This window comes from Actinophytocola sp. (assembly GCF_035942955.1).
Lineage (GTDB): Bacteria > Actinomycetota > Actinomycetes > Mycobacteriales > Pseudonocardiaceae > DASYTH01.
On record NZ_DASZCQ010000024.1, the window covers coordinates 16118 to 27512 of the forward strand.

12 protein-coding genes are annotated in these 11395 nt (G+C 69.5%); 6 read left to right on the forward strand and 6 right to left on the reverse strand.

Translation table 11 applies throughout. The features are described 5' to 3' along the window. Positions 1-65 precede the first annotated feature (65 nt). The 4 genes from VGX25_RS01870 to VGX25_RS01885 are packed head-to-tail and all read right to left on the reverse strand — an operon-like array spanning position 66 to position 3179. Positions 66-305: an acyl carrier protein gene (locus VGX25_RS01870; RefSeq protein ID WP_326915744.1), complete on the reverse strand. Its 240-nt coding sequence runs from the start codon at positions 303-305 to the stop codon at positions 66-68. Beyond that, the gene (locus VGX25_RS01875; RefSeq protein WP_326915746.1) at positions 302-1126 is read right to left on the reverse strand and encodes a hypothetical protein; all 825 of its coding nucleotides are present in this window, start codon (positions 1124-1126) and stop codon (positions 302-304) included. Before VGX25_RS01875 ends, VGX25_RS01870 begins: the two co-directional genes overlap by 4 nt. Further along, entirely contained in the window at positions 1123-2127 is a 1005-nt protein-coding gene (locus VGX25_RS01880; RefSeq protein ID WP_326915747.1) for an FAD-dependent oxidoreductase, read from the reverse strand. Before VGX25_RS01880 ends, VGX25_RS01875 begins: the two co-directional genes overlap by 4 nt. 11 nt (positions 2128-2138) lie before the next feature. Then, positions 2139-3179 carry a ketoacyl-ACP synthase III family protein gene (locus VGX25_RS01885; protein ID WP_326915748.1) on the reverse strand — a complete coding sequence of 347 codons (1041 nt, stop codon included), beginning with the start codon at positions 3177-3179 and terminating at the stop codon, positions 2139-2141. Between the two features lie 130 nt (positions 3180-3309). Between VGX25_RS01885 and VGX25_RS01890 the strand changes: the two genes are divergently transcribed. The 3 genes from VGX25_RS01890 to VGX25_RS01900 are packed head-to-tail and all read left to right on the forward strand — an operon-like array spanning position 3310 to position 5959. Then, the gene (locus VGX25_RS01890) at positions 3310-4329 is read left to right on the forward strand and encodes a metal ABC transporter substrate-binding protein (RefSeq protein WP_326915749.1); all 1020 of its coding nucleotides are present in this window, start codon (positions 3310-3312) and stop codon (positions 4327-4329) included. Beyond that, positions 4326-5114 (forward strand): metal ABC transporter ATP-binding protein, encoded by a 789-nt coding sequence (locus tag VGX25_RS01895; RefSeq protein ID WP_326915750.1) that lies wholly within the window; start codon positions 4326-4328, stop codon positions 5112-5114. Before VGX25_RS01890 ends, VGX25_RS01895 begins: the two co-directional genes overlap by 4 nt. Continuing rightward, a complete protein-coding gene (locus VGX25_RS01900) occupies positions 5111-5959 on the forward strand; it encodes a metal ABC transporter permease (protein ID WP_326915751.1) in 849 nt (282 codons plus the stop codon). The genes VGX25_RS01895 and VGX25_RS01900 overlap by 4 nt, the downstream gene beginning before the upstream one ends. 152 nt (positions 5960-6111) lie before the next feature. On the opposite strand, the gene VGX25_RS01905 is transcribed toward VGX25_RS01900, so the two are convergent. Both VGX25_RS01905 and VGX25_RS01910 read right to left on the reverse strand, forming a co-directional pair. Beyond that, positions 6112-7620 (reverse strand): FAD-dependent monooxygenase, encoded by a 1509-nt coding sequence (locus VGX25_RS01905; RefSeq protein ID WP_326915753.1) that lies wholly within the window; start codon positions 7618-7620, stop codon positions 6112-6114. Between the two features lie 52 nt (positions 7621-7672). Further along, a complete protein-coding gene (locus VGX25_RS01910) occupies positions 7673-7819 on the reverse strand; it encodes a hypothetical protein (RefSeq protein ID WP_326915754.1) in 147 nt (48 codons plus the stop codon). Positions 7820-7976: 157 nt separating this feature from the next. On the opposite strand from VGX25_RS01910, the gene VGX25_RS01915 reads away from it, so the two are divergent. The 3 genes from VGX25_RS01915 (at position 7977) to VGX25_RS01925 (ending at position 11342) form a co-directional block, all read left to right on the forward strand. After that, a complete protein-coding gene (locus VGX25_RS01915; RefSeq protein WP_326915756.1) occupies positions 7977-8465 on the forward strand; it encodes a VOC family protein in 489 nt (162 codons plus the stop codon). Positions 8466-8584: 119 nt separating this feature from the next. Beyond that, the gene (locus tag VGX25_RS01920; RefSeq protein ID WP_326915757.1) at positions 8585-10645 is read left to right on the forward strand and encodes an MMPL family transporter; all 2061 of its coding nucleotides are present in this window, start codon (positions 8585-8587) and stop codon (positions 10643-10645) included. Between the two features lie 268 nt (positions 10646-10913). After that, entirely contained in the window at positions 10914-11342 is a 429-nt protein-coding gene (locus VGX25_RS01925) for a hypothetical protein (RefSeq protein WP_326915758.1), read from the forward strand. The last annotated feature ends 53 nt before the right edge of the window (positions 11343-11395 follow it).

Consider the following 11395-nt stretch of genomic DNA (forward strand, 5'->3'; position numbering starts at 1 on the left):
CAGCTCAGGGGTCGTGAGTCTTTTCCGGTGCCATAGCCCCAGAAAGGCTCACGACCCCTTTAGCTTTAGGCTGCCCGCTCGGTGAAGAAGCTGCGCTGGATGCTCCTGAGCGTGCGGAAGCTGTCCAGGTCGAGCTGGTCGAGGTCGACCTGCCGGCCGCTGAGCCGCTCGATGAGCATGATGCACTCGACGAAGCTCATCGAGTCGATCAGGCGGTTGTCGATCAGGTCGTGGTCCGGGTCGATGTGCTCGACCCTGGGATGGCGGCTGATGATCCAGCCGGCGATCTCCTCGATGGGGTTCATGCCGCCACCTCGCCGCGGGTGTTGCGGACCGCTTCGGTCGCGGCCGGCCAGCTGCCGTACCGCTTGTGCAGCACGGACAGCCAGCGCTCCAGTCCGAACGCGACACAGCTGGTGAAGATCGGCTCACCGGCCAGGCTGATGTCGCAGCGCTCGCCGAAGAAGTTGCGGTGCACGTTGAGCGAGGCGATCGCCAGGTCGTCGACGACGAACTCGTGCTTGACCGGGGAGAGCCGCTGCAGCAGCGCCCGCTGGCCGCCCCGGTCGTAGAACGGATCGGTCGCCGCCTCCTTGCGGAACGGCAGGTCCAGGGCGGTGATGAAGTCGGCGATCCGGGCGCCGAAGCGGTCGAGGTGCTGCTGGACGAACTCGCGGGTGCCCATGGCCACGATCTCCCGCATGTGGAAGCCGATCAGCCGGCGCAGGTCCTGGTAGCCCTCCTCACGCCGGAAGCAGCGGCCGAGCACGGTCACGGTCGTGTTGCCGGGCAGCGCGCGCCCCTCGTGGTACAGGTAGACCGCGAAGCACGCCGCAGACGGCAGGCCGAGGCTCGCCGGCAGGAGCGCGTCGGGATCAAAGTGCGCCGGCCGGGCGCCGGGCTCCCGCTTGGCGAGGTCGAGCGGGCTGACGACGAGCGCCTGGTGCGGGAAGTTCTCGTAGAAGTCCAGCCGGGCCAACGACTCGACGGGCAACAACGGCGGCATGATCATCGACGCCGCGCCGGCATCGGTGCCCCACGACTCGAGCACCGAGTCCAGCGTCCGCAGCAAGGTGGTCGCCTCGGCGGACAGTGCCTGCAGCCCACTGCGGTCCACTGTGCTCATATCAGGCTCCCCGCCAACGCCAGCTCCGCCACCTCGCGGGCGCAGCCCCACGACATCCCGACGCCGACCGGACCGTGGCCGTAGTTGTGGATGACGGTGAGATCGCCCACCTGCTCGGTCTCCAGCCGGATGCCGGGGCGCGCCACCCGCAGGCCCACCTCGACGCCGAGCACCCGGGCGCCGACCAGCCGCGGCTCGACCTCGCCGCACCGGCGCAGGATCTCCTTGGTAGCGGCGGGATCCGGCTCGCGGCTCCAGTTGTGCCGGTCCGCCGTGCTGCCCAGGATGACGCGATCGGAATGCGGGATGACGGTGACGGACTGCGGGCCGCGGATGCGCCCGGCGAAGAACTCGAAGAGGAAGTCGTCGAGCCCGGGGTTCTCGACGACCACGTGCTGGCCGCGCACCGGGAACACCTCCGGGTCGTTGGCCAGCCGTCCCGCCCCGACACCCGCGCAGTTGACCACCAGCCGGACCTGGGACGCCAGCTGATCGAACGACTCGAGCGGCCGGATCTCGACGATCCCGTCGGCGGCGCGCAGCCGCCGGATCAGGTAGTCGAAGTAGCTGCGCATGTCGATCACCGGCACGGACATCCAGAACGCCACCGGGAACCCGGCTCGCTCATCGGGCGAGCAGTCCTGGAACCCCGGCTGCCTGCGGGCCCACTTCGGCGCCTCGTCACCGGTGGCGCACACCATCCGGCCGCGTCTCAACCGGACACCGGAGTCCGGCTCCGCCGCCGCCAGCCCGGTGAACTCGTCCAGGCTGATCTGGTGCCGCCGAACGTTCACCTCGTACGGCTCCCACATCCCGTCCACCTCGTCCGGGTCGGAGAACGCCGGGCCGCCCGCGATCGCCCCGGCCACCGCGGACGTGGTGTGATGGGGCGGCTCGCTTGCGCGTACCCGTACCGAAAGCCCGGACTCGGCCAGGCACACGGCCGTGGTCATGCCGATCACGCCGGCGCCGACCACGATCGCCTCTGCGCGCTGTCGCACCTGCCTCCTCCTCACTCCCGCCGTACCGCGATGCACGACCAGGTATGTCCGTTGCCAACGCTGAGCAGGAGCGCGACCTCACCGGGCGCCATCCGGTCGCCGGTGTGCAGGTCCGCCAGGTTGGCGATCGAGTCGCCGGCCCCGAGGTGCCCGGTGGCCCGCCCGAGGTCGAGAACCTTCAGGTGGCGCAGGCCGAGCTCGTCCACCGGCGGCCGGAACAGCTCGCGCAGCGCGACGGATCCGATCCGGGGCAGGGTCAGGTAGCGCACCCGGGGGTCGTCGATCTCCAGGTCCGCCTCGGCCAGCGCCTGCCGGATCACCCGCTGCACCGCCCGGCGCAGGATGGCCGCGAATCGGGGCAGCTGGCCGGATTCGCGGAACACCGTCTTGTTCCGGCGCGTGTCGACCGTGCTCGAGGTCTCCCGCGGCGCCGCGCTGAACGGGTCGGCGCCCCGGTACATGATCTCGAACTCCGGCGCGCTCACCGAGGCCACGGACAACAGGCGGTACGGGCCGGGGCCCCGGTGCAGCAACAGGGCGGTGGCGCCGTCGCCGTAGGCCACGTCGAAGTCGCTGAGCCACCGGTCGAAGCCCGGTCCGGCGAACCGGTCGCCGGTGGTCACCGCGCAGCGGTCGACGTCCGGGTCGGCGGCCATCCGGCTCACCGCGAGCTCGATCGCCGCGGCGCAGCCGTTGGAGGTCTGCTGAACACCGACCGGAATCGCGTGCCGCGCGCCGATGTGGTGCGCCACGTAGTGCGGCGCGGACCAGAAGTCGTGGCCCTGGTGGTACAGCCAGGCGTGCACGACCAGCGTGAGGTCCTCGCCGGACCAGCCGGCCTCGGCCAGTACCTTCTGTGCCGCGAGCACCGCCATCTGCGGCCCGGCCCGATCGTCACTTGTGGACAGCTCCCAGTAGCCGAGGCGCTCGGCGGTCTCCGGGTCGACCCGCCCCGCGGCCACCGCGTCGGTGACGATGTCCCGCCCCGGCGGGGTCCACAGCATCGCCGCCGCGATGCCAACCGGCGCGGCATGCGGGGGCGCGACCTTCATGGCCGTCTCCTCTGCTGGGCGATTTGTCTCATGATCTCCCAATAGGTCACGTGCGGCAAGATATTGTGAATGAGGCGAACTTCAAGTGAAGCTAATGAGACGATCAACGTGTCCCAATTAGGGTTCCCGCATGCTAAATTTGACGTCTCGCGTGGCCCTGCCCACCCTTGTCATTGCGTCGGTCCTCGTCGCGAATATCGGGCTGGCCGGCTGCACCGAACAGGGTGGCCGCGCCGGCGACGAGAAGCTCCGCGTGGTGACGACGGTCGCGCCGCTGACCTCGCTGGTGTCCAATGTAGCCGGTGACCGGGTCACTATCGACGGTCTGGTGCCGGAGGGCACGAACTCGCACACGTTCGACCCACCGCCAAGCGCCGCCAAGGTGCTCAGCAGGGCGGACCTGGTGTTCGTCAACGGCCTCAAGCTCGAAGAGCCGACCAAGGAGCTGGCCGACGCCAACATGAAGCCCGGCGCCAAACTGATCGAGCTCGGCACCTCCGTGCTGCCCGAAAGCGAGTACATTTACGACTTCTCCTTTCCCAAGGAGGAAGGCAAGCCCAACCCGCACCTGTGGACCGACCCCACGTACGCGATCCGCTACGCCGCGGTGATCCGGGACGCCCTCGTGGCGGCCGACGGCGGCAACGCCGACTATTACCGGACCAACTACTCGGTGTTCGAGGCCAAGGCCAAGGGCCTGGACGCGGCGCTGCGCGCCGACCAGGAGACGATTCCCAACGGCAAGCGGGAGTTGCTGACCTACCACGACGCGTACGCCTACTTCGCCAAGACGTACGGGTGGACGGTCATCGGCGCGATCCAGCCGGAGAACTTCGAGGACCCCACGCCGAAGGAAGTGGCCGACCTGATCGAGCAGATCAAGGCCGAGCGGGTTCCGGTGATCTTCGGCTCGGAGGTGTTCCCGTCGGCGGTCCTCGCCGAGATCGGCCGGGCCACCGGGGCGCGGTACGAGGACACCCTGCGCGACGACGACCTGCCCGGCGAACCCGGACAGCCGGAGCACTCCTGGATCGGCCTGATGCGCTACGACTACGTCACGATGATCTCGGGTCTCGGCGGCGATCCGGCTCGGCTGCGCGCCCTGGACATCAACTTTCCCACACCGGACAGGGGGAACTACCCGCAATGAGCAACCATGAGCGCGGGGCCGAGCTGATCCGGCTCACCGCGGTGGACTTCGGCTACACCGGCACACCGATCCTCACCGGGGTGGATCTCGCCCTCCACGCCAACGACTTCGTCGGCGTGGTCGGCCCGTCCGGATCCGGCAAGACCACGCTGCTCCGGCTGCTGCTCGGGACCGTTCGCCCGGACCACGGCACGATCACCCGCCGGCCGCGCGTCGCGGTGGGCTACGTGCCGCAGCTGGAGACGGTGAACTGGAACTTCCCGGTCACCGTGGCCGAATGCGTGCTGATGGCCCGCAAGCAGCGCGGCCTGCCCTGGCCCAGCCGCGCCGACCGGGCGGACATCGCCGACGTGCTCGACCGGCTGGGCATCGGGCACCTCGCCCGCCGGCAGATCCGGGAGCTGTCCGGCGGGCAGCAGCAGCGGATGTTCATCGCCCGCGCGCTGCTGCGCCGGCCCCGGTTGCTGCTGATGGACGAGCCCACCTCGGGCGTCGACGTCAACAGCCGCCACGACATGCTGCACCTGCTGTCCCAGCTCAACGCGGAGGGCGTCGCGATCCTGATCACCACGCACGACCTCAACGGGGTCGCGTCGCACCTGCCCCGGCTCGTCGCGGTGCACCGCCGGATCGTGGCCGAGGGCCCGCCCCGGGAGGTGATGACCTCGGCCGTGCTGGAGGCGACGTTCGGCGCGCCCATGGAGATCCTCGAGCACCTCGGCATGCCCGTCGTGCTGGACACCCGCCGCCCGCACATGTCCATCGCGGAGCGGAGGGCGTCGTGATCGAGACGCTGCTCGACCCGTTCCACTACGCCTTCTTCGTCAAGGGCGTCGTCGTCGCCACGCTCGCCGGTGGCCTCTGTGGACTGATCGGCGTCTACATCACGCTGCGCGGCATGAGCTACATCGGGCACGGCCTGTCCCACGCGATCTTCGGCGGCTTCGCGGCCAGCTCGCTCATCGCCGTGAACTACTACATCGGCGCCGGCCTGTGGGGGTTGGCGTCGGCGCTGGCCATCAACTCCGTGACCCGCAGGCGGCGCATCGGCGCCGACGCCGCGATCGGCGTGATCACCACCGCCTCGTTCGCCATCGGCGTCGCGCTGCTGAGCGTGTTCGGCACCAAGGGGCCCAGCTTCGACGCGGCCCTGTTCGGCAGCATCATCGGCGTGACCGAGGCCGACGTGTGGATCCTGGCGGCCATCTCCCTGTTCACCGCCGCGGTCGTGTTCTTCAACTACCGGACCCTGCTGTTCGTCACGTTCGACCCCGAGGTCGCCGACGTCAGCGGCGTCCGGGTGGCCCGCGCCGACGCGCTGCTGATGCTGGTGCTCTCCCTGGCCATCCTGGCCACCCTCACCGTCATCGGCGTCACCCTCGTCGCCGCCACCCTCGTCATCCCCGCCGTGGTGGCCCGCATGCTCACCAACCGCTTCGCCACCATGCTGCTCCTGTCCACCCTCATCGGCGCCGCCTGCGGCCTGGTCGGTATGAACCTCAGCTACCACCTCGACGTCCCCTCCGGCACGACCATCGTCCTCACCGGCGCCGCCGTCTTCACCCTCGTTCTCACCGTCACCCGCAGCCGCGGCCTCCAACGTGCGGCCCGCCTGAGCCACGGGCACTAGCGTCGAACGGCGACCTCGTCAACCTCGCCGTCCACACCCACCCAGACTGTGCACGAACACGAGCGCGAGACACGCCGGGGATGGGACCGGGATCCTCGGCGTGTCTCGCGTTCGGGGCGCTGTGTCGCGCCTGGGGGTAGGTTCGGTGTGCGTTAGGAGGCTTTGGGGATGGAGGTGGGGTCGGGGGTGCCGGTGTCGGCGTTGGCCTTGCCGAACCAGCGGTAGAGGGCCTTGGCCAGGTCGCCGCCGCCGGGGGCCGCCCAGACGACGTGGCCGTCGGGGCGGACGAGGGCCGCATCGGGGGCGGTGTGGGCGGGGTAGGTGTCGGTCGGGAGCCAGCTGGCGGTGATCAAATCGATTCGGTCGGACCAGCCGGCGGCGAGGCGGCTGAGGTCGGGGCGGGGTTCGGTGGTGATGAGTACTCCGCGCGCGGTGCGCAACAGGTCGGGGATTCGGGTGCGGCAGCCGTCGGCGAGCTCGAGGTCGCGGGGCGGCATGCGCAGGCCGAGCAGGGGGTGGCCGGAGGCGCCGACGTCGTAGCGGATCTCAAGGCCGCTGACCATGCCGGCCATGTGCCGGGCGACGTCCGGATAGGACACCAGCTCGCGCATGACCTTGCGGACCGGCTCCATCTCGTCGCCGGACAGGTAGAGGGAGGCCTGGGCGAGGGTGTTGCGCAGCACGCGCTTGCCGATCGGGTGGCGCTCGCTGTGGTAGGTGTCGAGCAGCTCGTCGGAGCCCCAGCCGTTGACCGCGGCGGCCAGCTTCCAGCCGAGGTTCACCGCGTCCTGCACGCCGGTGCTCAGGCCGACCGCGCCGGCCGGGATGTGGATGTGCGCGGAGTCGCCGGCGAGGAACACCCGGCCGCGCCGGTACTCGGCGGCCTGGCGGGTGGCGTTGGTGAACGCGCTGATCCACCGGGCCTCGGCGCCGTGCAGGGACTGGCCGGTCAGGCGCTGCCAGGAATCGGCGATCTCGGTGAACGTCACGGTTTCCGGGTCGCGCGGCAGCAGGTCGTCCGGGTGGACGACGATCCGGGTGACGTTCTCCTCCAGCTTGATCGCCAGGACCATGCCGTCGGGCACCCGCTCGCCGACCGGGCGCGGCCGGATGTCCGCTCCGACGACGTCGGCGACGTACATTCCGCGCGTCGCCTTCCGGCCAGGAAAGTCGATGCCGACGACCTTGCGCACGGTGCTGCGGCCACCGTCGCAGCCGACCAGATATTGGGCCGTGTGCTCCTCGCGGCCGTTCGGTCCGTCGAGGACGGCGACGACGGCGTTGTCGGTCTGGCGCAGGTCGACGAACTCGTAGCCGCGCCGCACCGGCACGCCGAGCTGCGTGACCCACTCCCCCAGCACCGACTCGGTCCGGTACTGCGGCACCCCCTGGATGCCGAAGTGGACGTCGTCGACCATTCCGAAGTCGATTCGGACGCCGCCGAAATGACCCCAGCTGCTGACGGTGGCGTCCATTCGCTCGAGCAGCCCGCGCTGATCGAACACCTCGGCCGCTCGCCTGGTGAAACCGACACCGCGCGATTCCCCGCTCGGCGCCGGCCGTTTCTCGTATATCACGACGTCCACACCGGCGAGCCGGAGCTCGCCGGCCAGCATCAATCCGACCGGCCCGGCACCGACGACGATAACCGCAGTTCCCATTTTGCGATGGTAACTCGGGGTCGTCGTGCGGAGACAGTGCCGCTTTCGGCGTTCAACTGCCGCGGTTCCGCGGTTGCACATCCTTGTGCCGCCTGCGAAACGCGGCCAGCAGCTCCGGGCTCGGCCCGAGCCCGCTCAGGCCCGCGCCGGCCCAGGCCAGGCTCGCCACCAACATCTCCCAGGCGAGGGCCAGTTCCATACTCCGATTCCGCGGAGCCGGCAAGGGTCGCATTCGTCAAAGATACGTTTGGGTCGGGATTCGACGCAACGTATAGCGCCGCTACAGCGAACGGTTGACGCCCGGCGGCATTCACCGCACGCTCACGCCTGCACACCCAGGGCCGAAAGGAACCCGTATGCCCGCAGCAGGAAAGCCGAAGACCTTTACATTTCTGGCGTTCAGGAGCGGCGCCGAGGAGGCGATGAACCTCTACACGTCGCTGTTCGCCGACGCCGAGGTGCACAACGTCATCCGCGCCCGCGCCGGCGAGCCGGGGTGGACCGAGGGAACCCTGCAGCACGCCGCCTTCTCCTTTGCGGGTCAGCACTACATGTGCATCAACATGCCCCCGCACGGCGCCCAGGGGCACGACCACGCGCCCTGGCACGAGTACGGCTTCTCGCCGGCGTTCGCGATCTTCGTCCAGTGCGAGAGCGACGAGGAGTTCAACCGGCTGTACGCGGCGCTGTCCGAGGGCGGGGAAGTCATCACGGCGCCGGGACGCTTCGGGTTCAGCCGCAATTTCACCTGGCTCAACGACCGGTTCGGGATGTCCTGGCGGATCAACCTGTCCGCGGACGTACCGGTCGGCAACGGAGAAGCCAAGACCGCCGTCAGCTCATAGCGCGAGTTAGCGAGGAAACGATGAACGAACCTCCTGCGACAGTGGCGCCCCCGGGAAGTCGGCGTTCGTGGTCGCGACGTTATGTCAACGCCGTCGCCGGACGCCGGTCCAAGTGGGTCGTGTTCGCCGTATGGCTGCTGCTCGCCATGATCGGCGGATCGCTGGCGGCCAAGCTCGGCACGGTGCAGAACAACGAGGCGCAGGCCTGGCTGCCGTCCGACGCGGAGTCCACCCAGGCCCTGCAGGTCGCCCAGGATCACTTCGCCACAAGGGATCTCACCACGGCCGTCGTGGTGTACGCCCGCTCCTCCGGGCTGACCGAGGCGGACCGGGCGGCGGTGAGCGCCGACGCGAGCGAGCTGGCCTCGGTCTCCCCGACCCAGATCCCGCCGGCCACCTTCTCGCCCGACGGCAAGGCCGCGTTCCTGACGATCGGCGTCCGCTCCTCGCCAAGTGACAACACCGTGCTGGGCGACGCCGTCGAGCGGATCAAGAGCACCGCGCAGGCCGGGGCGCCCGAGGGGCTGCAGGTCGGCATCACCGGTCAGGCCGGCAACATCAACGACTACATCGAGGTGTTCGACGGCATCGACTCGACCCTGCTGTTCGTGACGATCCTCATCGTCGCGGCGCTGCTGTTGCTGACCTACCGCAGCCCGACGCTGTGGCTGGTCCCGCTGCTGTCGGTGTTCATCGCCAGCCAGGTCGCCAGCGCCGTGGTCTACCTGCTGGCCAAGGGCGGTCTGCTGGTCAACGGGTTGAGCGCCAGCGTCCTGACCGTGCTGGTCCTCGGCGTCGGCACCGACTACGCTCTGCTGCTCGTCGCCAGGTACCGCGAGGAGTTGCGGCGCCACGAGGACCGGCACGAGGCGATGGTGATCGCCATGGGCCGCAGCCTGCCGGCGATCGCCGCGTCGGCCGGCACGGTGATCATCGCCACGCTGTTCCTCGTGTTCGGCAGCATGAACTCCACCCAGAGCCTCGGCCCGGTCGCGGCGATCGGTGTGGCCGTGGCGTTCCTGGCGATGACCTCGCTGCTGCCCGCGTTCCTGGTGATCATGGGCCGGTGGGTGTTCTGGCCGCGCATCCCGCGGTTCGACCCCGAGGCCGAGTTCATTCCGGTCGAGAAGGAGCACCGGTTCTGGTCGAAGGTCGCAGGCGCCGTCGGCCGCCGGCCGCGGACCATCTGGATCGGCACGGCCCTGACGCTGGTCGCGCTCGCGTTCGGGTCGTTGTCGTTGCAGAGCGGGCAGACCCAGGCCGAGCAGTTCACCAAGCCGACCGACTCCGTTGTCGGGCAAGAGCTTCTGGCCCAGCACTTCCCGGCCGGATCCTCGGTACCCGCCGACGTCTACGCCCAGGACGGAACCGCGGACGCGGTCCTTGCGGCCACGAAGACCGTGCCGGGCGTGACCGACGCGCGCATCGTCGGGTCCAATGACGGCTGGACGCACATCACGGCCGTGCTTGCCGACGCGCCCGACACCGAGGCGGCCAGGAACACCGTCGGCCAGCTGCGCACCACCCTGCAGGGGTTGCCCGGCCCGCATGCCCTCGTCGGCGGGCAGACCGCGGTGATGCTGGACACGGCGGACGCCCAGTCCACAGAGGAGAAGGTGCTGATCCCGATCATCCTGGTCGTCGTGCTGCTGATCCTGATCGTGCTGCTGCGCGCCGTGGTCGCGCCGATCGTCCTGCTGCTGAGCGTCGTGCTGTCGTTCGCCGCGGCGTTCGGCACGGCCGCGTTGCTGTTCAACGCGTTCGGGTTCCCGACGATCGACCGGACCCTGGTCGTGTTCGGCTTCCTGTTCCTGGTGGCACTCGGGGTGGACTACACCATCTTCCTGATGAGCCGGGTCCGCGAGGAGACGATCCTGCGCGGGCCGCGCGAGGGAATCCTCACCGGGCTGAGCGTCACCGGTGGGGTGATCACCAGCGCCGGCCTCATCCTGGCCGCCTGCTTCAGCGTGCTCGCCGTCCTCCCGGTGGTGAACTCGCTGCACCAGGGTGTGCTCATCGGGGTCGGTGTGCTGCTTGACACGTTCCTGATCCGCAGCCTGCTCGTGCCCGGCCTCGGCCTGCACATCGGTCCGAAGCTGTGGTGGCCGGCCCGCATCGGCGCGCCGCCGCACCCGATACCGCACCCGCAACCAGCGAAGTCGGCCGCCGTGGGCGCCTGACCCGATCGGCCTGACTTCCACCCGCACTGTGGCCGGCGCGACCAACGCGCCGGCCACTGTCCTTTTTGGATGTTCAAGTTCGTGGCGTCCGACTAGAGAATCGCTAGAGAATCGATGACAATTGATTCAACTCGGAGCGACGGCGGCTATATCGCGGGGGGCGGTAGCGCCGGCCTGAGTTGTTCATTCGTGATCGGCAAATCAGGAGTGCACTGTGATACGGACTGAGATTCGGCCTACCCAGGGTGTGTTGCCGCGGCTTCGAACGATGGAGGCTGTCACCGTTGAGCGACTTCGGCAGATCAGCCTCCCGCTACTCCGGCTGACGATCGGCACCGTTTTCCTGTGGTTCGGCGCGCTCAAGGTCGCCGACGTCACCCCGGTCGGGGATTTCGTGGCCCGCACGCTGCCGTGGTTCGACCGCGCCTGGGTGCTGCCGGTGCTCGGCTGGTTCGAGATCGGCGTCGCCGTGCTGCTGATCGCCGGCCGGGCGCTGACGCTGGTCTGCGCGGCCCTGGTCGCGCACCTGACCGGCACGTTCCTGTCCCTTGTGATGCAGCCGGAGGTGACCTTCCAGGACGGCAACCCGCTCATGCTCACCACCGAGGGCGAGTTCGTGGTGAAGAACCTGGTGTTCATCGCCGCCGCCCTGGTGATCGCGGCCCGGTTCCAGCTCAGGGACAGCGGCCGGCGCTGACCCGCCGACGACGCGAACCGGCCCACCGGCCGTCCTCGATCGGACGCCGGTGG